This is a genomic window from Microcoleus sp. N9_A1, from assembly GCF_036701795.1.
In the GTDB taxonomy this organism is placed as follows: Bacteria; Cyanobacteriota; Cyanobacteriia; order Cyanobacteriales; family Microcoleaceae; genus Microcoleus.
On sequence record NZ_JAUBRI010000043.1, the window covers coordinates 21,097 to 47,683 of the forward strand.

Sequence of the window (26,587 nt, forward strand, 5' to 3'; positions counted from 1 at the left end):
ATCAGAGTAATTAAGGGATTTTTAGGTTTGTAGTTGAGTTCAAGGCGCTGCCGCCCAACTACAAACCTTGATTTGACATCATCTCGTGTTTATTTTATTATTAATTTCTCGCTCCGAGTCTCCCTTTCAGGTCAGTTGACACATGGAGCCGATCGCGCGCTGAACAAAGTCACACAATATGTTTTAATAAAAAATTAAGCAAAATCCAAACAAAGCCAGCCATGAGTCCAAAATCAATAGCGGTAATCAACTTCAAAGGCGGAGTCGGAAAGACCACCGTCACTTGGAGTCTGGGAAATATTATATCCCAAGGAACAGACTTAGAAGTCTTGATGTTAGACCTAGACCCGCAAATGTCGCTCACAGAGGCGATCGGACTTAACGAAAATACAGGTCATTTAGATGACAAGTTTGGTAAGTGGTACGAAAAATCTCTCAAGCACAGACTCACAATTTACGACGCCCTCGAAGTCTTTAAAAAAGCCGGACAGAACTTTAAATTTCCAGTTGGTTTCGACACCATTTATCAGATTGACGAACAGTTGCATTTTGTCCCTTCAGTTGAAGAATTGTATTGGTTGGATATCGATGGATTTGAGGGAAAAAGTGTTAAAGACTTCATCCGCCGATTCATCGGCAAAATCGCCAACTCTCCCAATCTCCCCAAATACGACTTGATGCTTTTTGACTGTTCGCCTTCCTTCAGTCTCCTCACCTATAGCGTACTCTCTTGCTGCGACTTAATATTAATTCCCGTCAATCCTGATTATTTTGGTTCTAGGGGATTGAGTTTAGTCTTAAACTCTCTCCAAAAACGGATTGAACCTTATCCGTTTCCCAAGATAGCAGTGTTTATGAATAAAGCTAAAACCTATGGAGGATTGCTAACAAATGAAGTTCAGTTTTACATGAGAGAAGTCAAGAGACTTTGCGCTGAGATATCCAAAGACAATAACATAGAAGTTAGATTTTTGGAATCGACGATTCGGGAAAGCGTGGGGCTAAAACGGGCGATTAATGAGGGAGAACTGCCGCGAGAATTAGTTAGAGAATTTGAAAAACTATGGCGCGAGTGTGAGGAGTATCTGAAATGAGTAAAAAAGAAATTTTGGCTGCTTCCGAACAAGAAAGCGGGGGGTTAGTTGAGGAAATTGGCGAACTTAAGGAAATCTTGCGGGACGTTGCTCGAAAATTAACCCGGCTTGAGACTCAAGTCAAGCGGGTAGTGATTTCTGCTGGCTCAAAAACTTCGGATATTCCCAGGGGTGCTGATGTTAATAAACGTGCTAATTTATCGGCTGCCAATGTTCTAGAAGTTTATGAAGAACTGCGTTTACAAGCTAAGAATGGTAATGAAGAAGAGGTGAGGCAAAAGTTATTGGCAATGAGTGCAAATGACTTGAATTTGATGTGTTGCGAGTTGGGGATGCCACCGAGTAGCAAGAATCCATCTCGAAAAAAAATGTTTGAGCTAATTATTGGTAGAATTAAACAGAGTTTGATGCTGTCGCGACATATCGATCGACAAACACTGTGAATGGGGCATTGGGAATGGGGCATTGGGAATGGGGCATTGCTGCCAATTCGGCATTGGTAATAGTTTGGAGTTAGAATTTGCCATATCCCCCCAGCACTTTAAGAAGTCGGGGATATGAGGACTGAAGACTGTGAAGATTTAAAAGTAAGGAGATGATATTGACAAAATGCGTTTGCATAAATTATTGCGAATTAGGCCGATCGCCCTTATCTCCCTAACACTCTTATTCAGCTTGTTTTTGAGCCTTCACAGCCCCGGATCACCCGCAGCCCAAAAACCAAGGATTCTAGCGTTTGCCGCCCTCCAGAGGCGCGGCAGCGAGGTTAGAAACAATTTATTTATGGTCAATACTAACGGGGCCCGCCGCCAACTTGCACCCAATATAGATGTTAGCTACACGCTAGTTTGGTCGCCCAATGGCGATCGGCTGGCTTTCGTCAGCGGAGACACTGACATTTATACAGTCAAGGCTGACGGTTCCGGGCTAACTAAACAGTTTGCTGGGGAATCTTGCAAAGCAACTAATTTTGAAATAGTTTGGTTTTCCAACAGCCAAAAACTTGTTTTTGCCCGTTCTTGCGACGGTTTTACCTCAGATTCTCCCGGCAGTCAATCACTTTATACGAGCGACACTTCGGGTATTAAAGGAACTAAATTAGTTCGGAATTGGGAATTAGGAGGACGACCGGCTAAAACTGAAATTTCATCGGAATTTTATATTTCACCCGACGGCCAGCAGGTAGCATTTATCAAGGATAAAAATATCTACAAAATGAATTCCGACGGTTCGGGCCTGACCAAACTCACTCAAAGTCCCGGCGAGTATACATCCGGCGGTATGGAACTTGTTTGGTCGCCCGATCGCACAAAAATCGCTTTTTTCTCCGGCACCTATCCCAAACAGCAAATTTACACGATTAATGCAGGCGGCACAAACCTTAAAAATTTGACTAACAACCCGCAAAATGAGGTTTACAACGTCAAACTATTTTGGTCACCCGACAGCAGCCGCATTGCTCACTATCATGGCAAAGCGGGCGATTTGAGCGGGGAAAAGCAGGATATTTATGCGATCGACATTAACCGGGGAACCGCCCAGAACCTCACCCAAAAACCCGGAAACTACGATACACTTTCCTGGTCGCCGGATGGCCAACTTATTGCCTTCCTCGCCGGAGACTTCAACAATCAAAAACTATACACAATCAATGCTAAGGGTCGCCAGCTACATCAACTAGCTCCTCGGCTAGAACTGTCTGGAATTTTTGAATTAGCTTGGTCTTCTGACAGCCAGCAAATTGCTTTTGCTTTTAATGAAATCCAAGGCGATAAAAGCAACTTATATGTAATTAATTGGGACGGTTCTGGATTGACTAAATTAACAAATGACAAAGATTTGAATGCTAGCGATCCGGTTTGGCAACCGCAGTAAAGTTAAGAGCCAAAATATGCTGTAGGGGTGGGCTTTAGCACAAAGAAATCCAGAACGGCGGGCTATCTTTGCACCGCCTTGGAGCGAAAGCGGGTTACTGAACAACAAAGAATCCACCAAACTCAACACTCAAAACTCTTCTCAAATTGGGGAAGATGCAATAATTTTTTTCTCCTTTAATGGCTGGTGAAGTTGCAATTCATTTGACTCAACTTCCTGGTGTTTTTCATCCTGCACCTGTTTATCAATTTTGGGCAACTTTAAAATCGCCCCAGCTAATACCCAATAATACACGGACACTGGATCTACATCCAGCGGATAGTATTGAGTATTGATCGTAATAAATGCAACAAACACCCAAAAACTAGCTCCGTAACTCCGCAAACTTTTGTCCTTGACTGATCGGTAAGCTCTAAAAGTTAGAAAAGCTAAGTGTAAAAGCATGATCTGAAAACTAATCATTCCCGGATAACCTAGTTCGTATATCAACTTAGGTTGGAAAGTTTCAATTAGCTGCGTGGCACCAAATATTCGCGTTGAATTAGTGGCTCGTCCCACACCTCTACCGAGAGGTTTGTCAATGATAAAATTGTTGCTCTGCTCGAACTGATTAAAGAGAAACTGCTGGGGCGGTGCAGCATTCCAGCGACTAACAAAACTCTCCCACCGCTGCTCGACAATTCCCGGGTTAATTGCTGCACCTGCAAACAGCAGAATTGCCAGTCCTGCACCGATGGGAATAAATCGTTTGAAATTAACTAATTGACCAGTGAGAATTAGCAGGATAGCCGTGGCCACTGGAACCATAACTAAAGCAGCTCTTTGACCAGAAATAACTGCATTAGCAAATACTAATGCCATGCCCAATAAACCGATAACTCGCCACCAAAATGAAGGGTCACAAAAAGCAGAGGCAAAGGTTAAAAAAGCATTAGAAATTAAAAACCAAGCCCACTGCCAAGGCGCTACAAAAGTTCCAGGCAAGCGGATCAACTTGACTTCTGGACTGAACACTAAAGAACCGCCGACAAAACATCTAGCTTGCAGCGTTGCTTTATATAAGTCGTTTCCGATCATTCCTCGGGTACCCGCACACTTTCCACTTTGCAGCAACAGGTACTGAATCAAACCTAGAAGGCAGCAAACGATCGCCAAAACGATGTGCATTCGACTAAAAAATACTAAATCCTTCTTAGTGCGGATCAGATAATAGGTACAAGCAATCAGCGGTATGTAACCTATCAATACTTTTAATCCGAGAATTCCTTGCAGAATTGGTTTGTCGCCCGCCCTAGGGTTGAGCTGCATCTCCCCGTTCACAAAAATTAAAGTCAGGATTGCCATCATCAACAGGATGCTGAAGGTAGAAAGCATTGGTTTGGGAATGAACAGGGGCAACTGTTTCTTTTTGCAGCTTTGAATTAGGGCGATGAGGGCTGGTATGTAGAAAGCATCTTTGGCTACTTGAAATGCAGCATTACCTCCGCCAATTGCATAAGTAATTGTACCGCTAAAAGGCAGGTAAATTAGAAAAGTCCATAAAGCTTGACGGGGGTATTTGTAGGAAAGCAGCAAGATGGCTAAGGCTGCGCCTCCTGCAATAGCAATCTTAGGGCCGGCTACGAACAACAGGAGGATGCTGGCAGTAAGGCTGACTAAGCAGCTTATGGCGATCGCCTGCACTAATTCATTGCGCTTTTGTGAAGTTTTGCGTTTTTGTGCAGCTACTTCTTTTTTGGCGATCGCTGTTGTTTTTTCGCTATGCTTGTGTTTGGATTTCTTGGATTTGCGCTTGGTTTTCAACATAACTTCTAGAAGGCACTTATGTAGAAGGCTGAAGGCACTCAGATGTAGAAGGCTAGAGATGTAGAAGGTAGAAGGTAGAAGGTAGAAGGCCGAATGAAGAGAAGCAAAAATATTTCGGCAGATGCGGTTACTTATTTTTAAAGTCAAGATCAGAAAAAGTCTCGATCGAGATTGTGGGTGTGACGCGGGCACAAATTACACGGGCTACCTTGTAGAATATAACTGCTGCATCTATAATGTACAAAAATGTACAAATCTCGAAAAAATAATTTTAATGTAGCGGTGAATATGAAATTAACAAAATTTGTATCGATCGGCATTGCCCTAGTTTTAGGAGCAAGCGCGAGCATATTATCTAGCAGCAGTAGAGCATTAGGGGCCGAAAAAGTTGTCCTCACATTTGGCCCGATCAGACAAGCCATCAATATCAGCGACTTAGAAGAATTTGCTAAAAACGGCACGACGACGCCAACCCTCCAACAAATTATCCGGGTCTCCAAAATGGACGCGCAAATACTGCGGGGGTTCATGGGTTTAGAAATTGGTTTAAAGCCTGCTAATCTGGCTAGGGTGGTTTACAGCACCCCAGGAGAAAAAATCACTGACGACATCGGTCAAGCAATTCGGACTCAGCGCCGCACAGAAAGCGGGAAAGCTCTGCGGGCAGCAGTGATCCTGGCATCCGGGGATGACGGTAAGGTATCGCTGCTGGAAATCCTGAAAAAGTATCCTCTCAACGAGGTTTACGTAGATGTTGCCAGCCTTCGCACCGCTGTTGGGAAAGTTCAGAGTATAGCTGGAACTCTGCGAAGCCTGCTTGAAGATGTGACGCGATCGACAACTCGCACAACTGAAACAACTCGCACCGAAAGTCCGATCGAACCTCGTCGCAGCGTGCAGCCAACAACTCCGCCTCCAGCGCCGCGCCGCGCCGCCCCATTGCCAGCGCCCGCACCGCAGCCTGTGACGCCGATCAGAGGGCTTTGGTAAAAAAATCATACATGTGTCCTCAAGGCGGGTTGAAGCGGCTGTTGTGGCATTCTGCAGACACTTTTGAGACCCAACCCGCCCCCGCACTACCCCTATCCCAACCCCCAAGAGGGTTAGGACTTTTGTGAAAACTCCCAAAGCAATCAATTTTTCTTGAGCAATTTTTTGAGCAACTTAGGAATCTCTGAAGGTCGAGCCGCCACAGGTATGTCCGCCTCTTCAAAGGCAGCCATTTTGTTTGGGGCCGTAACTCCAAAGGCTTTCTGGGCAGCCGCCCGAGAACTGATCAGGATGCCGGCGTGGCCCAAAGACGGCCCCTTGGGAGCGTAGCGGCCGGCCAGATAAGCAACCACGGGTTTGTCGATCGCCGAAGCGATGTAAGAAGCAGCAGCTTGTTCACTCCACCCGCCAACTTCCCCTACCAAAACCATCGCTTCGGTACTGTCGTCTTCGTCCAAAAGTTGCAGCCACTGCATAAAAGAAGAACCGACAATCGCGTCGCAGCCAATACAAACCGCCATCGACTGTCCCAACCCAGCCTCCGTTAGTTCTAGGGCAACTTCGTAAGTCAAAGTGCTGCTGCGACTGATCACTCCCACCGGGCCGGGAGTGTAAAATTCCTTGGGGTGAGTTCCCAGCAGCAGTTTGTCGGGCACAATAATCCCCGGACTGTTGGGCCCGATTACCAAAGTTTCGGTGGCCTCTGCTTTTCTGACTAAGCGCACCATATCCAGAGGAGGCACTCCCCCAGTAACGATCGCGATTTGCCGAATTCCTGCCGCGATCGCTTCTAGAGCCGCATCCAGCACCGAGTAAGCGTCTACAAAAATTACCGCAGTGTCAACGTGACCCACTGCCGCCACTGCTTGTTCTACCAAATCAAAAACCGGAATTCCCTCCACTTCCAGCCCCCCCCGACCGGGACTAACACCGGCGACTACATTAGTGCCGTATGCTTTCATCATCAGGGCGGCGCGGGTGGACGCGGGAGATTCTGTAATGCCCTGTACTAGGACTTTGCTTTCAGGAGTTAAATTCATTTTTTCCCACTTGACACTCGATCTGTAAAAAGCAGAAGGCCTTCATCTGTACAGAAATCTCGTTTTTTGCCGATCGACTGCCCCTACTTGGCGGAGGATACAGAAGCGGCCGCGGCCTCATCCAAAGTGCTAGCTAGCTGCACAGGCAACTGTCCCAAACGCTTTTTAACAGCATCAGCATCGATCTCTACCAGCCGCAGCACAACTTGGATGTGGCGGTTAGCGCGAGCTTTCCGTTCCAAATAGCCGGCTACTGCAGCGATTATTTCCTCGCTTTTGGAGGCGCTGCCCAAAATATTTACAAGTATCACCTTAACGTGTTTATCCTGAGCGACTAACTCCAGACCCAACTCCGCGCGATCGCGCAGGGCATTGGCTGCATCGTAGCGGTCTAGGGAACCAATATTCACAAAATTAGCTGGTTTTCCTCCTTGGTGGGTTACAGCATCTAGAGTTGCCATTGTCAGGCCCACTCCGTTGCACAAAATCGCGATATTCCCGTCTAGTTCGATTAATTGCAGGGATTCCGAATTCGAGATTGGGGATTTAGATTTGGGGTCAAACTCCGGCGACTGCTGAACCTTGGACTGGGAATGGGGGCGATCGCCCCCAGCATGGGGACTTCTCCTTTCCCGTGCCAACCCGCTGCTTTGCCTCTTCCCTGAGAGTGTGGCCAAATCTGGATGTCGCCCCAAGGCATCGTCGTTGGCGGTGACTTTACCGTCTAAAGCCATGACCTCTCCCGTCGGACTGATGCCGAGAGGATTGATTTCTACTAAATCTAAATCTTTTTCGACAAACAGCCGATACATTTTTTCGACAATGGTACTCACCGATTGAATCAAGTCTCCCTGCAATCCCATTTTCAGCGTAAGACGCCTCGCATAGAATGGGGAAAATTCTTGATCTACGGCAACTTGCTGCATTTGATCGATCGACCCTTCGACATCCATACCTCCTTGTCTCGAACCCAGAAGCACCGGGCGGCGGGCTACGGGGTCTAGGAGTACCGCTAAGTACAATTCTTGGTCAGCGTTGTACTTTGCTTCTGCCAGCAGGACTTGGGGATATTCATCCTCGATCGGCAAATTAAAAATTGTTTGAGCGGCTGCTACTGCATCGATCGTATTTTCCACAAACTTGATACCGCCCGCCCTGCCCCGTCCCCCAGCCCGCACTTGCGATTTGAGTACAACGGGGTAAGGAATTTTCAGTCCTTTGAGGTCGGCGGGATTGTCAATCCGCTGCGACGGCAAAATCGGAATTGCCATCTGGCGAAATAAAGATTTAGCTTGGTACTCTAACAAATCCATTATCAATTACGGGTGACGGGTAGTTGGCAACAAGCAATTCGTCCTAATTGGCAATTCATAATTAATAGATAGTAATTGGTTTTTTGTCAAGTTAAAAGTTAAAAATTAAAAATTATACCTTTTATCTTTTAATTTTAGACTTTTGTATTGCCGATTACTTATTCGTTATTACCGCTCGCCGATGATTTATCACCTCATCTGTTTCGCAGTGTTTTCTCGGAGAATTGCCCAATTTTATTGTGGCTCTGATTGAGACCTATTTGGTCATCAATTGATGGATTTTTTTTTTCTAAAATCTTCGGACTTTTGACAATACTGTTCCGAAATATTTCTGCTAGCTAATTATCAATTGATGCTAAGTAAATCACCTAATTAAACCTCAAATACGGCTCGCGTTCAAGCTTGCCGTGTATGTCTTCTCCCTTCTTCCTAATGACTAATTACTTCTTCCCTTTTCCATCTTCCTTCGGTCAACTGTCAACTGTCAACTGTCAACTGTCAACTGTCAACTGTCAACTGTCAACTTAGCAGCGCCTTGGTGGACGGTTTTGACCCATTTGAGCCGCTTAGGCCGTACCGCAATCCGAGCCGTCACAGTCCCTACCAGCAGCCAGTGGAACATATACACAGTACCCCGCAGCGTTTGCAGCAAGGTGACAAAAACTCGCCTTACGTCAAATTTGGTCTCTTTGCGAGTGCGGCGCAAACCGACAAACATTCCCACCAATGACAATGTAAGGGTCATAAAAGTTAGGGGACTGGCGATCGGCATCCGGCGCAGGGCAATTGACATCACAAAATCGGGTAGCGCTACTGTGGGCAAGAAATATTGAGATACCCAAAATCCAAATAAATCCCAAGTTTTCCCAGTTCCCATGCGGTTCCGAACAATTAGCCGCCAGTAGTCAAGATAACGCTGATAGCCACCTTCTGCCCAGCGATTGCGCTGGTGCCACAGGGCGCGAGCGTTAGTGACTCCTTCTTCTGACACGGCTGGAAAAGCGAGAAATTCAATGTCCCATCGGTCTAGGTGCAGCCTCACCGTCAAATCCAGGTCATCGGTAATCGTCTCCTCGTTCCAGCCTCCGCAGCTTTCCAAGGCAGTGCGACGCATGAATTGGCCGTTACCGCGCAATTCTCCAATGCCGCCGATCGCAATCCGCTGCTGCTGGAAAAAACTGTCGAGAGCCATTTCTGCTTCTTGGCCACGAGTCCACAAATTTACCGAAGCATTGGCGATGGCTTTTCTGACTTGCACAGCCCCTACCTTTTCTGCATCGAACACTGGCAGCACCCGGCGCAGCAAATCCGGCGTTACCGTCGCGTCGGCGTCAAATATGCCGACAAATTCCCCGCGAGTCAGCGGCAACACTTGATTCAGCGCTCCCGACTTGCCGCCGCTGGCATTTGCTCCTCTGCGAAATATTTTGAGCTGGGGGTACTTTTTGGTTAGCTGTTCCAATACTAGCGGCGTGGCGTCGCTGCTGTGATCGTCGATCGCCCAAACTTCGTAGCGGTCGATCGGATAATCTACATTGCAGATCGATTCTACGAATCGGGCAATCACCGCTTCCTCATTTTTCGCCGCCACTAGCAGCGACACGTAAGGCCAATCTTCTCGACTTTCATCGGCAAGAGGCGGCAGTGCGGGCTTGGGCGAAGCAAATAAAACTCGAAATGCTTGCATCCACAGCAGTCCCGTCAACCCCCACACTACCCACGCACCCCAAGAAATCAAGTGCAGGGCGATCGTGCCGGCCCAAATCGCAGTCAGCACTGCGGCGGCTTTTCCGCGGCGTCCCCGGTACAGATTTTGAGGAAAAGAGGGAGTTCCCGGCACAGACACCGCCACCGGGAGCTCTGCTTTTGTTTCCGCGTCAAACACCCTGTCGCCAATGTCTGGTATAGCAAATACTTTGCTGAGCTTCGAGTGCGAGGTCAAACTCTTGAGCTCTTCTTGAGCTAAATCAGAGATGTCCAAGTTAAGCTCGCTGCGAGCGTCGTTTTCTGGCCAAGAACTCTCCTGCATAGGTTACTTGATTCAACCACCAATAGTTTTTGATTTTAGATATAAGCATCTACTGTATCAGTTTCTGGGCTTTTGTCGAAAGCGGACGGGAGGACAACCAGCGGGTTCGGTGCTTGTACGGCCCTGGTAAACCGGCACTGCATAGAGTATTTGGGTTGACTTTTGCTTGCGATCGACCAGGAATATCTGCTAGTTTTTTCAGGGGATCTAAACTATCTGTTAGTAATAATTGTCTGAGGTGGAAATATGTCTATTCCTCAACTCAAGCCAGCCGATGACAAAGAAGTGAAAGTCTACGCGCCTTTCTGTCAAGAGCCCAGGCGTAAGTTTTTACCGCACGCTATTGGCCTCTACAAGCTCAAAAGCTTGGAGGGGGCAAGAAAAATTGACGGCGGGGAGAGCGTGCCGTTTGTCGCTAGTTGGAATATCTCGTCGCTGCCGATCGATTTAACCCGCTGTCGGGTTTTGTTTGACGGCAATGCTGAACTCAGCTACGAAGTGACTATGCAAAGCTCTGAGTTTGTTAGTTGCTTAATTGAGGTTCTCCTGACTTTTCAGCGAACTCGTACCGTCGATTTTTCTAAAACGTTTTACCGCAAGCTGATGCGAATGGATGAATAACTTTCACCGCAGCCGCACTCCCAAAAGTCCGCAATTGACTATCAAGCAATTTAATCCGGGGCCCCCGGATTGATTCGTGGAGCGAGAAAAAAGCTCCGAATCCCGAGCCCCCGGATTTATCAGTGGGGTCGCTTTCTTCAATCTAAAATCTAAAATCTAAAATCTAAAATCGATTGACAGGCGCTATAACTGGCGCATCAATAGTGTAAAGCCACGACGGCAATATTACATGATTGGTGCGCCAGCCCTATTTGAGAAGTGGAAATAGTAAGTGAGTTCTTGGATCATTCTCAATAATCCCTTTGGGAGCCAGCACTTATCCCCATTGGTAAAGTAAGTAAATCTACCGCAGTTTTCTGTTGAGCGTGATACAGATTTCGCGTAGGGACTCAGGTAAAGCCTGAGTCCCTACCTGTATTTCATCCAATTGAAAACTGCTGTATTTGTTGTGGGAAAAGCGCAAAAACCTATTTCGGATAGGTGCAAAATGTGAGGCAAGACACATTTTTCGCACCAAACTCCGAACTTTTTCTATGTATTAATTTTTGTAAAAAAACTCAGCAATATTACTGACATATGCGAGGATGAGAACCAAATTAGGATGAGTTAATTTCTACGATAATAGATTAAATAATCCCACGTGTCATCAGCAAGAATTTTAAGTAATCTTGCGACCGAATGGATTTAATATAAGTCCTGATTTTTTTTATGGGTGCTGTGAGACAATTTCTCAACCGCCATTAGGGCGATCGTACTGTCATGCTTAAATTTTGCAAGGAAGTGGCGATCGAGCCGAATTAAGTTATAGCAATTCCTTCTAGCAACTATTTAGCAAACACTTAAGTAGAAAAACGCCCAATATCATTTATTGTAATTACTCCTAGATAATTTTGAGTAAGTGCATAACAGAGAGAACGCTACATATAAGATATTGTAGCTACAAATGAAAACCTAGCAATTTTTCCAAGAGGTGTATTATGGCTCTGATAACTAATGATCTTAATAGTGGTATCACTGCTGACCAACTCGCTCAATTTATTATTGGGGACTCAGGCTCAGTCGTTCCTGGTAGTGTGAAATACACGGGTGATAATCGGGCCGCAGGCAGTTTCGGGGGAGGTATTTCCGACGGCCTAAATCTTGAAGCAGGTGTTATTTTCAGCACAGGAGATATCGCAAATCCCGAATCTAGTATAGACCTGGGTGGGTTTAATGTTAAGGATGGGGATGCTGCTCTTAGTCAGCTTCTTGTGGATACGAACTCAAGTTCGACCACTACTAATGATGCTGCCGTTCTCGAATTCGAGTTTATACCCAAGCAAAACCAGTTTAGTTTGGAATACGTGTTTGCTTCTGAGGAGTATAACGAGTATGTAAATACAGAATTCAACGATGTATTTGGCTTTTACCTAAATGACGTATTCATTTCCGCAATTCCGGGAACTGAAAAGCAACTTGTTTCCGTTAACAATATTAATAACGGCAAAGCCGGCAACCCCAACACAAACCCCCCAACCCCCGATTTCCCACCACAAAACCCAGCGTTATACGTTGACAACACGTCGACTCCACAGATTTTTAAAACAACCTGGGATGGTTTTACAAAAGTGCTATCAACGCCACAAGTATTCGTCATCCCAAATGTCCGCAGTAAGCTGAGATTAGCGATCGCTGACACTAGCGATTCGAGCTTGGACTCGGCAGTGTTGATCTACGCTCCTCCCGTCTTCAATTTCTCTCAACCCAACTATTACGTCAACGAAGATGGGACAGTAGTTGAAGCAAACATTACCATCAACCGCACCGGCATAGCCCAGGGAAAGTCCACTGTAGACGTAAAATTAAGCAACGGCAGCGCTACAGGCGGGGCTACCTTGGGAGACGGAATAGATTTTACTTTCACTACCCAAACTATCACTTTTCTGACCAATCAAACCACTGCTACTCTCACCGTTCCGATCAATAATGATAGCTTAGTTGAACCCACCGAAAACCTCACCCTGACCTTAGCCAATCCCACCAATGCTAGGATTGGTTTTGTTCAGAACACCGCCAATCTGGATATTCTCACTGATAATGACACCGCAGGCATCATAATCACCTCAACAGCGGGCGCGGATGTTGCAGAAGGCGGTACTTCAGACACATATACAGTCGTACTCCAAAGCCAGCCTAGTGACCTTGTAATCGTCACTGTTGACCCTGATACCCAGACAGACTTGGGAGCGGGTACTGGTGTCCCTCTCACCCTGAATTTTACCCCCAACAACTGGAATGTGCCGCAAACCGTTACGATCGAGGCAGTGGACGATCAAATAGCGGAAGCATCTCCTCACACTAGCGCGATCGCACACACAGCCAGTAGTGTAGACCCCAATTACGACGGTGCTGCGGTTCCAATTACCGTTGATGGTACTGTGGCTGCTACCCTCACCGCTAACATTACCGACAACGACACGCCACAGGTAAAAATTACCGAAACTGGCGGCAGCACCAAAATCGGCGAAGGCGGCGCTACCGATAACTATACAGCGGTGTTAACCACCCAGCCAGCAGCCGATGTTACTGTCACCGCCTCCCCTGATGCCCAAAGCGACGTGGGGACTGGAGGCGGGAGCCCGATCGCTCTTAAATTTACTCCCGACAACTGGAACGTGCCTCAACTGGTGAATGTGCAAGCCGTGGACGATGGTGTGGCTCAAGGCACGCACTCCAGTACGATCGCCCACCAAGTCACCAGTACAGACGCGAAATACAACCTGATTGCTACTGCCTCGGTTGTTCCCCAAATTACCGACAACGATACCGCCGGAGTCACAACTACTCCTGCTAGCACGACTGCTGCCGAAGCCGACGCCACAGGCAGTTACAAGGTAGCGCTGACTAGCAAACCGACTGCGCCTGTTAATGTCAACTTCAACACGGGCATTCAAATCGATTCGATTTCCACATTTACTTTCACCTCAGATAACTGGAACCTACCGCAGATAGTCACGGTGAAAGCTACCGACGACAGTTTAGTCGAAGGGCTGCACACAGGCACGATCGACCACAGCATCGCCGCCGATAGCGCGGCGGAATATCTGCCAGTGGCGATCGCGCCGGTAACAGTCAGCATCACCGATAACGATGTCGCTACTCCCAATACGCCCAGCATCACAATTACTCCTGCGAGCACGACTGCTGCCGAAGGCGACGCGACAGGCAGTTACGAAGTCTCCCTCAACACTCAACCGACAGCTAACGTTACCGTCAATGTCGCTGCGGGCAGTCAAATAGATGCGATCGCGCCGCTAGTTTTCACTCCGGTTAACTGGAACGTGCCACAAACAGTAACGGTGACAGCAACCGACGACACTGTTGTCGAAGCAAGCCACAGCGGCACGATCAATCACAGCGTGGCAGCAGGCAGCGCTGCCGAATACTTGCCAGTGGCGATCGCACCCGTCAGCGTCACCATTGCCGACAACGATACAGCTACCTCGACCTCTGGGGTCAAAATTTCTCCCACAACAACTTATGCAGCAGAAGGCGGTGCAAATGGCAGTTACAGCGCGGTATTAACCGGGCAGCCTTCAAGCGACGTTAAAGTTAGCTTCACGACAGACAGTCAAATAGAAGCGATCGCCTCCTTCACCTTCACCTCTGACAACTGGAACCTGCCACAAACTGCGGCTGTCAAAGCAGTTGACGATTCCGCCATTGAAGGAACGCACCTGAGCACGATCGCCTCCAGCGCTACCAGCACGGATTTGGCTTACAACAATATCGGCATTTCCAAAGTCGATGTGTTGATTATCGATAACGACTCCCCCGGCATCGCCATCACTCCTAACAGCACCAATGCAGCAGAAGGAGGTGCAGCAGGCAGCTACAGCATTGTCCTTACCAAAGCCCCGACAGCTAACGTTACCGTCAATTTCGCTGGGGGCAGTCAAATAGATGCGATCGCGCCGCTAGTTTTCACTCCGGTTAACTGGAACGTGCCACAAACAGTAACGGTGACAGCAACCGACGACACTGTTGTCGAAGCAAGCCACAGCGGCACGATCAATCACAGCGTGGCAGCAGGCAGCGCTGCCGAATACTTGCCAGTGGCGATCGCACCCGTCAGCGTCACCATTGCCGACAACGATACAGCTACCTCGACCTCTGGGGTCAAAATTTCTCCCACAACAACTTATGCAGCAGAAGGCGGTGCAAATGGCAGTTACAGCGCGGTATTAACCGGGCAGCCTTCAAGCGACGTTAAAGTTAGCTTCACGACAGACAGTCAAATAGAAGCGATCGCCTCCTTCACCTTCACCTCTGACAACTGGAACCTGCCACAAACTGCGGCTGTCAAAGCAGTTGACGATTCCGCCATTGAAGGAACGCACCTGAGCACGATCGCCTCCAGCGCTACCAGCACGGATTTGGCTTACAACAATATCGGCATCCCCAAAGTTGATGTCTTGATTATCGACAACGACTCCCCCGGCATCGCCGTCACTCCTAACAGCACCAATGCAGCAGAAGGAGGTGCAGCAGGCAGCTACAGCATTGTCCTGACCAAAGCCCCGACAGCTAACGTTACCGTCAATGTCGCTGCGGGCAGTCAAATAGATGCGATCGCTCCGATCACTTTCACTCCAGCGAACTGGAATGCACCGCAAACTGTCACCGTCAAAGCTACCGACGACAGCATAGTGGAAGGAGGGCACAGCGGGTTCATTCTTTCGAGCGTTGCCGCCGACAGCGCTGCCGAATACTTGCCAGTGGCGATCGCACCCGTCACTGTCAGCATCGCCGACAACGACATCGCCCCCCCCACACCTGCGCCAGTCATCAACTTTTCGCCCACAATTATCGTCTCGACGCCGACACCAGCACCGACACCTGCACCAGTCATCAACTTTTCGCCCACAATTATCGTCTCGACGCCGACACCAGCGCCGACACCAGCCCCAACTCCAGCGCCGACACCAGCACCAACCCCAGCGCCGACACCAACCCCAGCGCCGACACCAACCCCAGCGCCGACCCCCATCCTGGAAACAACTCCCGTTCCAACCCCGCAACAACCTGAAGATCCAGATTGCATTTGCGCGCAAATTAGCTTACCGGAGATCAGTCCTCTTCACGGTTTCAATCTTGTTGAAAACAACCTGGTAGGTACGGATATAAACGACTTCCTCACGGGCGGCAGTGGCGGTGATGGCATCAACGGTTTGGCTGGAGATGATGTTCTTGTCGGTCAAGCAGGCAACGACAACCTATTTGGCGGATTGATTAGCAACATTCCTGTTGGGCCACAGGTCGATCGCGACTTGCTGTTGGGCGGGCCCGGCGACGAGTACCTCAACGGTCAAGCAGGCTACGACACCCTGTTCGGCGGTCAGGGCAACGACGCTGGTTTCGGGGGCAAAGATAACGACCTGCTCTGGGGCGGACGCGGTTCTGACACCCTTGTGGGTGAGGAGGGAAACGACAGCCTCTACGGCGGCACCAACAGCGAATCTGACCGCGATCGCGCCGGGAACGACTTGTTATTGGGTGCCAAGGGCAATGACTACCTCAGCGGTCAGGATGCCTCTGATACCCTTTCTGGCGGTGACGGCAACGATACTGCCCGCGGCGGCAAGAGCAACGATGTAGTTGTAGGCGACTTGGGCAGCGACTTGCTGTTGGGCGACCAAGGCAATGACTCTATCTGCGGCGGCGATGGGGATGACACGGTGTATGGGGATATTGGCAGCCCCCTGCCGATCGGCGTTGGTGGCGGTCAAGACCAAGTGTGCGGCGGTGCTGGCAATGACCTGCTGTTCGGCAATGAAGGCAGTGATACCATCAACGGCGATGCTGGCAACGATACGATTTTGGGCGGCAAAGACAGTGACAGTTTGGTCGGCGGTGCTGGCGACGACGTGTTGATTGGCGATGAGGGCAGCGATACTTTGCTAGGCGGCAGCGGAGGCGACTTATTTGTCTTGACACCCGCACAAGGAAGTGATGTAATCTCCGACTTCAGGAAAGGTGAAGATTTGCTGAGTTTAGCAGGCGGTTTGACTTTCACTCAACTGAGCATTAGCCAAGGCACAGACGGGCGAGAGGCAAGTCCCACCACATTCATCAGAATTGCTAACTCTGGGGAACTCTTGGCTGTTCTGAATGGGGTGCAAGCAAGTGCGATCGCGCCGTCCGATTTCGTTCAAATTTTGCGACTCGGTAGCTGAGAGGAAAGCGCTGTAGGCCCGGCCAACGAAAATCAATCTACAGCCCTTGAACTGCGATCGGGCTAGCATCGCAATCAGCCCAAAGGCTGCGGAAATGCCAGCCCACGCCACCCGACAATTTATGTGTTTAGAAGCTAGAAGCCAGATCCTAAGCAGCTTATTGCTCGCAGTGCCACGGATCAGTTTGAACGCGGGCGATCGCACTAATAATTAATAACTAATAATACCACCTATCGATTTTCAATTATATGCAAAAATGATAGACCAGTACCGGGCTTTATTCCTACAAAATACCTGTATGATAGCAATCATCAATGAGTCTTATTTTTTTTACCCCACCCCAACCCTCCCTTACGAAGGGGAGGGGGTAAGAAATTCACAAATGATGGATGCGATGATTGCTATATACCAAACAAAAACTTCACCAAGCCCTCTCAATAGGTGTTTCTAGTGAAATCACCACTTCTACTACGTTATTTTAATTTTATAGAAATCGGTATTAATATCTAAGCTCAGTAATACAATCGGCTAAAATTTTTATAATTAAAATCGGTTTTTAAAGGAAGCAGGGGCGATAAATTATTATCAAAAACTGCTGGTAAAACAAACAATTTAAAAACTGCTTTCCCAAAATTAAGTAAAAAGAATGGGAAGAAAAGGGTTGCGAACAGGTGAAAAAAAATTTTTCGCAAAAAAACAATCTGCCCAAAAGCGACAAAATCGAGTATAATAGTATTGCCAAATTGAGGATCTGTTCAGAAATACTGTAGAAAAAACTAAATTTATTGAAATAGACAGGTGTAAATTGAGGATTGAAGGCGTACCCAAATTGACTAAATATTTACTGATCGGTTCCACAAAAGCTTACAGCGGCAAGTCGGCCATCGCCCTGGGGATGGCACTCGCACTCCGGGCAAAAGGACTCGCCGTCGCCTACGGCAAACCTCTGGGAACCTGTTTCAGCTCGGAGGGAGCTGGAGCCGAGGAGGAAGACGTGCGGTTCGCGGTAGAGACGCTGAAGCTCTCAGAAAGTCAGATGCCGTCAACACTGCTGTATTTGGACGAGGAGACGGTTCACAAGCGTTTGCAGGGAGAAGACAAGACAGACTACCGGCTCTCTCTGGCGCAATATTTGCAAGCCCCCAGCACTGACTTGGTGCTGTTAGAAGGCCCCGCTAATTTGGAGGAAGGCAGTTTGTTTGATTTGTCTTTGCCTCAAGTCGCCTCAGCGGTTGATGCCTCTGTGCTGCTGGTAGTGCGCCCGATCGATCTGTATGTAGACGATTTGCTGTCGGCTAAACGGCGTTTGGGTTCGCGCTTGGCTGGCGTTGTCCTCAACGACGTGCCCTCGGACAAACTCGAATCGATCACGGCGACAGTGCGGCCTTTCTTGGAGGCTGCGGGTATTCCAGTTTTGGGAATGCTGCCGAGAAGCGCTTTGCTGCGGAGTGTCAGCGTCAAAGAATTGGTGCACCAATTGAAAGCCGAAGTGCTCTGCCGTCCAGACCGTTTGGATTTGATGGTGGAAACCTTGACAATTGGCGCGATGAATGTTAGCTCGGCGATGAAGTATTTCCGCAAAGCGAGAAATATGGCGGTAGTCACCGGGGGCGATCGCACGGATATTCAGCTAGCGGCTCTGGAGAGCTCGACTCAGTGCTTAATTTTGACAGGCCACTTGCCTCCTTCTCCCCTAGTGATTGGCAGGGCAGAAGAAATGGAAATTCCGGTTTTGTCTGTTGATTTGGATACCTTAACCACGGTAGAAATTATCGACAGCACCTTTGGCAACGTGCGCCTGCACGAACCGATCAAGGTGGAATGCGTTACTCAGCTAATGGCAGAACATTTTGACCTTGAGGGCATGATGGCATCCTTGGGCCTGAGCGATCGAGTCCATTAATAACAGAGCCGGAGCTGAGGGAAGAAGGTATTCGGCAGAGAGAATTTTTTGTTTAAATAAATAAAAAGCCAAAATTCTTAAATTCTCAATTTTTCTTAAATTCTACCTTGAGCTCCGGCTGCCGAATGTCTTGAGACATTCTGCCTTCTGGCTTCCTCAAATCTCCAGATCCTCTAGTCTGATCCCGTAAATCAGCAATTCTTAACTTCTTTTTGGTGGCAATGGCTAGTGAGTCTGCTAAAATCCACAACGTAGTTTTATTTAATTTAATAAATTCTTTGAGTCAATCTATTGAGCTACCCAGAGTTGATGATTTTTTACAAGAACTTGCGGCGATCCAGCAAACCAGCTCCAAGCGGATTGCTCTTTTGGGTTCTCGTCACGTTCCTATTACCCACCAGCAGCTAATTGAGATGCTGAGCTACGCCTTAGTTCTGGGAGGCAATCAGCTCATCACATCAGGCGCTACAGGCACTAATTCCGCCGCGATTCGGGGGGCAATGCAGGCAGATCCTAACCTGCTGACGGTGATTTTGCCCCAAAGTATGAGCCGCCAGCCGCGGGAGTCTCGCGAGCAGCTAGAACAAGTGATACATTTGGTGGAAAATCCTAAAAATGATAGCTTGTCTCTCCCGGAAGCAAGCGCCATGTGCAATCAGGAGATTATTTCTCGCTGTCAGCAACTGATCTGTTTTGCTTTTCACGAAAGCCACACTTTGCTGAAAACTTGCCAAGATGCGGAGGAACAGCGCAAGGTGGTTACTCTGTTCTATTTTGATTGAACTGCGAGGCGGATGATGCTGTTGGGATTGCCTGTGTCGGTTATTCTGCTTGATTGTATTGCTGTGGCGGCGGCGCTGGTTTATGCACCGTTTTTGGTGGTTGCCCTCGCCCGCTTGCAGCTAGGCTATGACCAAGCAGCCCCCCGCGCTATGTTTGAGAGGTTGCCTGCTTACGCTCAGCGGGCAACTTGGGCGCACCAAAATTCGTTTGAGACGTTTATGCTGTTTTCAGCGGCGGCTTTGATGGCTTTTGTGACGGGGGTAGATTCGGAGGCGGCGGGTTGGGCTGCGATCGCTTTTACGATCGCCCGCTTGTTATTTTCCGTTTTCTATATTCTGAATGTGCCTCTGGGGCGATCGCTCATGTTTGCGATTAGTTCTTCCTGCACAGCTACTTTATTCTATTTCAGTTTGATGGCTGTGAATGGCTAATTGTCAGTTGTCAGAAAGAAGAAGGAAGAAGGAAGAAGGAAGAAGAAAGAGGGAAGAGGGAAGAGGGAAGAAAGAAGAATATTTTAAATTCCCAATTCCCAATTCCCAATTCCCAATTCCTAATTCCCAATTCCCAATTCCCAATTCCCAATTCCCAATTCCCAATTATCCATTACCAATTACCAACTACCAATTACCCATTACCAATTACTAATTTATGGCTGCTAATTATTCATTCGATATTGTCAGCGAGTTCGACAGGCAAGAATTAGTTAACGCTGTTGACCAAACAGTGCGGGAAATCCAAAGCCGCTACGATTTGAAAGATACCAAAACTACCGTAGAATTGGGCGAAGAATCAATCACTGTTAATACGGACAGCGAATTTACTCTCGATGCGGTTCACACTGTTTTGCAAACTAAAGCCGCCAAGCGGAATTTATCTTTGAAAATTTTTGATTACGGCAAAATTGATCCTGCTAGCGGCAGCCGCGTCCGTCAAGAAATTAAACTGAAAAAAGGACTAACTCAAGAAATCGCCAAACAGATTACTAAGTTAATCCGCGATGAGTTCAAAAAAATTCAAGGTTCGATTCAAGGCGATTCAGTGCGGGTTTCTGCTAAAGATAAGGATGATTTGCAGTTGGTGATTCAACGCTTGAAACAAGAAGATTATCCGGTGGCTTTGCAGTTTAACAATTACAGGTAAATTTTTGAAAGCTAAGTATGGGATTCCCAGTTGTGCGATCGCCCTTTGAGTGCGATCTAAATTGCGTTGCGCTTCCTGGGATTCGGAAATCCTGCTTTGTTGCAAGCTGATGCTGATGCCTGGCTATATATGTGCAGCAAATCAACTTGTATATCGCTTTGGCAATAGACTTGAGTACAATCAATATTCTCAGCGTTCTGAACAAATCGATTCAGCCAAGCCTCAAGATATTTATGAAATAAGGGTTTGGAAGCTCTCCTACAGTTGCATTACTTTTTGGAACTGATATTACGCACAGCAAATATATGGGCCATGAATTGCGATCGCCCCTCAATTCTATTCTCGGCTTTTCACCATTGATGGTACGCGCTAACAACCTCTCCTCTGACCAAAATCAAAATGCGGGAATCATCTATCGTAGTGGTGATGATTTACTAACACTAATTAATGTACTAGATTTATCGAAAATTGAAGCAGGTAGAACGACTATAAATTATACAGGTTTTTACCTACATCTGTTACTGAAAAAATTAGAAAATCTGTTATATTTACGAGCTAATAATACGGGATTAAATTTGCTATTCCAGCGAACAGAAAATGTTGCCCTGGCCGGAGAAATTCCCCAAACAGAAACTCCTTCGATCAACTCCCTAAAAAAAATTGCTAGTCAATTCAATTGTGAGCAGCTTATTGATTTAGTAGAACCCGTGATAAGCAATGTCTAAACTACTCAGATCCCTTAGTATTTTTCTCATTACCTGCTGTCTGCTATCTGCTTGTCATCATCCAAGACAAACCGAATTAAAACGCCCTCCCTTGAAAGTAGGATTTACCATTTTTGTTGGCTATAATCCAGTTATCATTGCCCAAAAAAAAGGATTCTTCAAAGCAGAAGGAGTAGACGTGGAAATAATTTATATAAATTACAGCCAATTGCAACAAGCAGATTTCAGTGCCGGGAAGTATGATGGTGGTGGATTTGCCTTGGGAGGTTTTATGAGCTTGAGTGCCACAAATCCCGATATCCAAACTGTCATGGTTGTAGATGAAACCACAGGCGCAGATGTGGTAGTTGCACAATCAAAAATTCAAACCGTAGCTGACTTGAAAGGGAAAAACGTGAGCGCAAATCTAGGCGCATTTAGTGAAGTTTTTGTCACTGAGATGTTAAAAACTGCCAACTTAACGAAGGAAGATGTAAATCTAGTTAAATTCGACGCTTACGAATTTCCCCAACGCTTTAAAAGCAATGAAATCCAAGCTGGACACACTTGGGAACCCTATCTTTCTGAAGCCATAAAATTAGGAGGTCACATCCTATTTACCAGCAAACAAACTCCTGGCTTGATTTTAGATGTGGTTGCCTTTCGCGGTGAAGTAATCCGCGATCGTCCTGAAGATATTCGTGCATTTATTCGAGCATGGCTGCAAGCCGTGACCTACTGGGAAGCAAATGTTGAGGAAGGAAACGCTATCATTAGTAAAGCATTAAATATTCCTAGCAATACACTATCTTTAGAGGGCATAAACCTCACTAATCTTGAGGAAAATAAGAAATTTTTTGACCCTAGCAGCAGTCAGTCTATATACAAAAAAGCTAAGATATATACAGACTTTTTTATTCGCTCTGGCGACGTTACACGCATTCCAGCTATCAAAACTTTGTTTAATTCATCTTTCTTATCTCCTTCTAATGTGCGCCCATGAATCACTCACTTTTAACCAGTATCCGTACCAAGTTAATCGTATCATTTCTTATGGTTGCTCTCATCCCTTTACTGTTGTTAAGTTATCTGAATAAACAGACAACAGAAAAGGCACTAACTGACAACGCACGACAAGCTCTATCTGCGGCAGCCAAGGAAACTGTTAACAGAATAGATGCGTTTATTGATACTAATCTCAATGCCGTGCGCGTAGAAGCGATTTTACCAGGTTTATCTGCTTGCCTCGCCCAACCGGTCGAACAGCGAAAGGATAGTCCTGAAATGCGGTTAGCGACAGAAACATTAATCCGTCTCAGTCGTAAAGATATGCTCAATATTATCTCTTACGCTTTGCTAGATATAAACGGACGGAATGTTTTAGATACGAATACACGGGATATTGGTCGAGATGAATCCAGTCAAAATTACTTTAGAGAACCTCTGCAAACTCAGCTACCTTTTGTCTCTAGTATGAAGCGATCGCCAAAAATTCCCGATCTAATTCAACTATTTTTTAGTAGTCCTGTTCGCAATGCAAAGGGAAAGATATTAGGGATCTTACGGGTATCCTACAATGCCACAGTTGTTCAGCAATTAGTAACTCGACAAACTGAGCGAGCCGGGGCAGAATTATCAGCAATTCTTTTAGATGAAAATTATATTTATCTAGCCCATAGCATAACACCTAAACTGCTTTTTAAATCCATTGTCCCTCTGTCGTCTGATGTCGCAACTAAACTACAAAGCGAAGGGCGTTTATCGAAGAGTTTGACTAAAGAAACTGCTACAAATTTACCCAAAATCAAGCAAGCATTAGATACCAAACAATCCTCTTTGATAGCATCATTTACGGGAAATGATAATCAGGCAAATTTGATCGCGATCGCTCGTTTACAATATAAACCTTGGTCTGTGCTTTTCGCACAACCGCTAGCTGTGGCTCTAGCGCCTGTGGAAAAGCAAATTAGTGATGCACTATTCCTATTTACACTAATCGCTGGAGTAGTAACAATCATCGCCGTTGCCATTGGGCAACTACTGACTAAGCCATTGATTTATCTGGCTAATATTGTGGCTGAGTTTACTGCAGGCAACTTAAATATCCGAGTTAAAATTAACTCAAAAGATGAAACAGCTCAACTAGCGCGAGCTTTTAATAATATGGCAGGACAGTTACAAACATCTTTTGAAACCTTAGAAAATCGTGTAGAGGAACGAACAGCAGAGTTAGTCATTGCCAAAGAAAAAGCCGAAGTAGCAAATCAGGCCAAAAGTACATTTATTGCCAATATGAGCCATGAATTGCGATCGCCCCTCAATGCTATTCTCGGCTTTTCGCAATTGATGGTACGCGCCACAAATATGCCCCCTGAACAATACGAGAATGCCGGAATTATCTATCGCAGTGGTGATTATTTATTAACGCTAATTAATAATGTACTCGATTTATCAAAAATCGAAGCAGGTAAAACCACCCTTAATCTTACAGACTTTGACCTACATATATTGCTAAATGATTTAGAAGATATGCTGCATTTGCGCGCAACTAATGCTGGATTGAAGATGAGTTTTCAGCGCACCGAAAATGTCGCCCGCTATATCTGTACCGATGAACTAAAACTGCGTCAGGTTTTAATTAATTTACTCAGTAATGCAATCAAATTCACCTCAGAGGGGAACGTTACTCTGAATGTTTTTCAGGCAGAACAAGAAACCACAGATGTTTTTCAGATTCATTTTCGGGTGCGCGATACTGGGGTAGGTATTGCAGCAGCAGAACTGCCCAAACTATTTGATGCTTTTAGTCAAGCCCAAGCCGGAAAAGAAATGCAGGAAGGAACGGGTTTAGGTTTAGCAATCAGCCAAAAATTTGTGCAATTGATGGGGGGAGATATTTCGGCAAAAAGTGAATTAGGAAAAGGTACAACTTTCTCATTCTATATTCAGGTAAAATTGGGGCAGAAAACCCAGAGCAAGATTACAGGAGAATATCCCAGAGTGCTAGCACTTGCTCCCGGTCAACCTAGCTACAAAATTCTCACAGTCGATGATAAATATATTAATCGACAATTACTAATTAAGTTGCTCAGTCCCTTGGGATTTGAGGTGAAAGAAGCTAGTAACGGACAAGAGGCGATCGCAATTTGGGATGAATGGGAACCTCACCTCATCTGGATGGACATGAGGATGCCAGTGATGGATGGCTACGAAGCGACAAAATACATCAAATCTACCACCAAAGGCAATGCTACGGCTATAATCGCGTTAACAGCGAGTGTTTTGGAAGAAGAAAGGGCGATCGTGCTTTCAGCCGGTTGTGATGACTTCCTCCGCAAACCCTTTGTTGAACAAAGTATTTTTGATGCACTAACTAAGCATTTGGGTGTCAAATATATCTATGCAAAAAAAATATCTCCAGTCTTGGATGATACAGAAAAAAGCCCATTGACATCGGAAGATTTAACCTGTATGCCCCAAGAATGGATTAGTCAACTATACGCAGCGGCACTTGAGGCAAATACCAACCTCGTGTTACAAGTAGTAGGAGAAATTCCCCAAACAGAAACTCGTTTGATAAAATCCCTGACCAAAATTGCAATTCAATTTAAATTTGAGCATATTCTTGATTTAGTAGAACCTCTGATAAGCAATGAATCTTAATTCTGGCATCGAAAATAAAGGTAATATTCTAATTGTAGACGATCTTCTAGAAAATCTACAATTACTAAGCAATGCACTCCTCAAACTCGGCTACACTGTTCGCAGCGTCACCAGCGGGCGGATGGCACTAAAAACCGTGAATGTAAAGCGACCAGATGTAATACTTTTAGATGTTAAGATGCCCGAAATGGATGGTTATCAAGTCTGTAGAACTCTCAAAGCTGATGCAGATTTTAGCCACATTCCAGTAATTTTTATTAGTGCTTTAGATGATGTCTTCGACAAAGTAACCGCCTTTGATTCAGGGGCTATAGACTACATTACCAAACCATTTCAAATCGAAGAAGTCGTCGCGCGTCTGGAAAATCAGTTAACCATTCAACGCCAGCAACAGCTTCTGGAAAAAGAAAATATTAAGCGCCGGGAAACAGAAGAGGTACTTTATCAATCGAGGGCTTTACTGGCTAGTGTTTTGAATAGTTCCCTTGATGGTATTGCGGCAATGCAGGCTGTTCGTAATACCGAAACAGGGGAGATAGAGGATTTTGAGTGTTTAGTCGTCAACCCCGTGATTGCTAGAGCTTTTAAATGCAGTCGTGAAGAGATGATTGGCAAATTGGTACTCAAAAAGTTTTTTAGTAATATTGATCTAGAATTATTTGATCGCTTCGTTAATATTGTCGAGACGGGGGAATCTTTAGAACAGGATTTTTACTATGAATCAGGAAAATATTGCTGGTTTCACTTCGTAGCAGTCAAGCTAGGAGATGGTTTTTCCGTTACTATCCGTAATATTACCGCCCGCAAACAAATTGAATTGGCTCTGCAAGATGCCAATCAAAAATTAGAAGAACTGGCCAATCTAGATGGTTTGACTCAGGTGGCTAACCGCCGCTGTTTCAACAATCGCCTTCAAAGTGAATGGCAACGCCTAGCGCGAGAAAATCAGCCACTTTCTCTAATTTTATTGGACGTTGATAAATTCAAATCCTACAACGACTACTACGGTCATCTGGCTGGCGATGATTGCTTAATTAGAATAGGGCAAACCTTACAAAAAGTAGTCCGTCGTCCCACCGATTTAGCAGCGCGTTACGGTGGCGAAGAATTTGTGACACTCCTCCCTAATACGGATTTAGAAGGAGGGATTAAGGTGGCACAAAACATTCAGCAAGAAATTCACAATCTGGCGATTCCCCATGCAGAGTCTGACGTGAAGGAGATCGTCACAGTCAGTTTGGGTATTTCCTCACTCATACCAAGGCTGGAAGTTCAACCAGATACACTGGTAGCCTATGCAGACAAAGCTTTGTACGATGCCAAACAACAGGGGCGCGATCGCTGGAGTACAAATTGTTGAAAAATCGGGGTGTTTTTCGAGGAAGGGGGAATTATACCGTTAGACAGGATT

19 protein-coding genes are annotated in these 26,587 nt (G+C 46.4%); 15 read left to right on the forward strand and 4 right to left on the reverse strand.

The genetic code is table 11. The features are described 5' to 3' along the window. Positions 1 to 221: 221 nt before the first annotated feature. The 3 genes from QUA58_RS19545 to QUA58_RS19555 all read left to right on the forward strand — a co-directional run bounded on the left by QUA58_RS19545 (position 222) and on the right by QUA58_RS19555 (position 2,969). Complete coding sequence (locus QUA58_RS19545; RefSeq protein WP_333395407.1) at positions 222 to 1,094, forward strand: ParA family protein; 873 nt, start codon at positions 222 to 224, stop codon at positions 1,092 to 1,094. After that, positions 1,091 to 1,537 (forward strand): hypothetical protein, encoded by a 447-nt coding sequence (locus QUA58_RS19550; RefSeq protein ID WP_333395409.1) that lies wholly within the window; start codon positions 1,091 to 1,093, stop codon positions 1,535 to 1,537. The genes QUA58_RS19545 and QUA58_RS19550 overlap by 4 nt, the downstream gene beginning before the upstream one ends. A gap of 340 nt (positions 1,538 to 1,877) precedes the next feature. Beyond that, a complete protein-coding gene (locus QUA58_RS19555; protein WP_333254721.1) occupies positions 1,878 to 2,969 on the forward strand; it encodes a hypothetical protein in 1,092 nt (363 codons plus the stop codon). Positions 2,970 to 3,110: 141 nt separating this feature from the next. On the opposite strand, the gene hpsL is transcribed toward QUA58_RS19555, so the two are convergent. Continuing rightward, the gene (gene hpsL / locus QUA58_RS19560) at positions 3,111 to 4,775 is read right to left on the reverse strand and encodes a hormogonium polysaccharide biosynthesis protein HpsL (RefSeq protein ID WP_333254723.1); all 1,665 of its coding nucleotides are present in this window, start codon (positions 4,773 to 4,775) and stop codon (positions 3,111 to 3,113) included. Between the two features lie 288 nt (positions 4,776 to 5,063). On the opposite strand from hpsL, the gene QUA58_RS19565 reads away from it, so the two are divergent. Next, the gene (locus tag QUA58_RS19565) at positions 5,064 to 5,765 is read left to right on the forward strand and encodes an alpha/beta hydrolase (protein ID WP_333309951.1); all 702 of its coding nucleotides are present in this window, start codon (positions 5,064 to 5,066) and stop codon (positions 5,763 to 5,765) included. Positions 5,766 to 5,908: 143 nt separating this feature from the next. On the opposite strand, the gene QUA58_RS19570 is transcribed toward QUA58_RS19565, so the two are convergent. The 3 genes from QUA58_RS19570 to QUA58_RS19580 form a co-directional block, all read right to left on the reverse strand. Beyond that, positions 5,909 to 6,805, reverse strand: coding sequence for a CoA-binding protein (locus QUA58_RS19570; protein ID WP_333395411.1), 897 nt, complete (start codon positions 6,803 to 6,805; stop codon positions 5,909 to 5,911). A gap of 83 nt (positions 6,806 to 6,888) precedes the next feature. Then, complete coding sequence (locus tag QUA58_RS19575; RefSeq protein WP_333395412.1) at positions 6,889 to 8,118, reverse strand: succinate--CoA ligase subunit beta; 1,230 nt, start codon at positions 8,116 to 8,118, stop codon at positions 6,889 to 6,891. Between the two features lie 505 nt (positions 8,119 to 8,623). Further along, on the reverse strand, positions 8,624 to 10,147 hold the full coding sequence (locus QUA58_RS19580) for a glycosyltransferase family 2 protein (protein WP_333395414.1): 1,524 nt from the start codon (positions 10,145 to 10,147) through the stop codon (positions 8,624 to 8,626). Between the two features lie 246 nt (positions 10,148 to 10,393). On the opposite strand from QUA58_RS19580, the gene ebsA reads away from it, so the two are divergent. From ebsA to QUA58_RS19635, 11 genes are all read left to right on the forward strand, one after another. Continuing rightward, positions 10,394 to 10,768 (forward strand): type IV pilus biogenesis protein EbsA, encoded by a 375-nt coding sequence (gene ebsA, locus QUA58_RS19585; RefSeq protein WP_006634686.1) that lies wholly within the window; start codon positions 10,394 to 10,396, stop codon positions 10,766 to 10,768. A 977-nt stretch (positions 10,769 to 11,745) separates the two neighbouring features. Further along, the gene (locus tag QUA58_RS19590; RefSeq protein WP_333395416.1) at positions 11,746 to 16,983 is read left to right on the forward strand and encodes a choice-of-anchor L domain-containing protein; all 5,238 of its coding nucleotides are present in this window, start codon (positions 11,746 to 11,748) and stop codon (positions 16,981 to 16,983) included. A gap of 805 nt (positions 16,984 to 17,788) precedes the next feature. Then, on the forward strand, positions 17,789 to 18,886 hold the full coding sequence (locus tag QUA58_RS19595; protein WP_333395417.1) for a phosphotransacetylase family protein: 1,098 nt from the start codon (positions 17,789 to 17,791) through the stop codon (positions 18,884 to 18,886). Between the two features lie 278 nt (positions 18,887 to 19,164). Next, positions 19,165 to 19,668: a DNA recombination-mediator protein A gene (locus tag QUA58_RS19600; protein WP_193974988.1), complete on the forward strand. Its 504-nt coding sequence runs from the start codon at positions 19,165 to 19,167 to the stop codon at positions 19,666 to 19,668. Positions 19,669 to 19,683: 15 nt separating this feature from the next. Continuing rightward, positions 19,684 to 20,100: an MAPEG family protein gene (locus tag QUA58_RS19605; RefSeq protein WP_333254798.1), complete on the forward strand. Its 417-nt coding sequence runs from the start codon at positions 19,684 to 19,686 to the stop codon at positions 20,098 to 20,100. Further along, on the forward strand, positions 20,093 to 20,314 hold the full coding sequence (locus tag QUA58_RS19610) for a hypothetical protein (protein WP_333395418.1): 222 nt from the start codon (positions 20,093 to 20,095) through the stop codon (positions 20,312 to 20,314). Before QUA58_RS19605 ends, QUA58_RS19610 begins: the two co-directional genes overlap by 8 nt. A 3-nt stretch (positions 20,315 to 20,317) precedes the next feature. Beyond that, entirely contained in the window at positions 20,318 to 20,809 is a 492-nt protein-coding gene (locus QUA58_RS19615; protein WP_265238175.1) for a YajQ family cyclic di-GMP-binding protein, read from the forward strand. Positions 20,810 to 21,114: 305 nt separating this feature from the next. Continuing rightward, positions 21,115 to 21,534: a histidine kinase dimerization/phospho-acceptor domain-containing protein gene (locus tag QUA58_RS19620; RefSeq protein ID WP_333254738.1), complete on the forward strand. Its 420-nt coding sequence runs from the start codon at positions 21,115 to 21,117 to the stop codon at positions 21,532 to 21,534. Beyond that, positions 21,527 to 22,516: an ABC transporter substrate-binding protein gene (locus QUA58_RS19625; protein ID WP_333395419.1), complete on the forward strand. Its 990-nt coding sequence runs from the start codon at positions 21,527 to 21,529 to the stop codon at positions 22,514 to 22,516. The genes QUA58_RS19620 and QUA58_RS19625 overlap by 8 nt, the downstream gene beginning before the upstream one ends. Before the next feature lie 50 nt (positions 22,517 to 22,566). After that, complete coding sequence (locus QUA58_RS19630) at positions 22,567 to 25,176, forward strand: ATP-binding protein (RefSeq protein WP_333395421.1); 2,610 nt, start codon at positions 22,567 to 22,569, stop codon at positions 25,174 to 25,176. Beyond that, positions 25,166 to 26,536, forward strand: coding sequence for a diguanylate cyclase domain-containing protein (locus tag QUA58_RS19635; protein ID WP_333254746.1), 1,371 nt, complete (start codon positions 25,166 to 25,168; stop codon positions 26,534 to 26,536). Before QUA58_RS19630 ends, QUA58_RS19635 begins: the two co-directional genes overlap by 11 nt. Positions 26,537 to 26,587 lie beyond the last annotated feature (51 nt).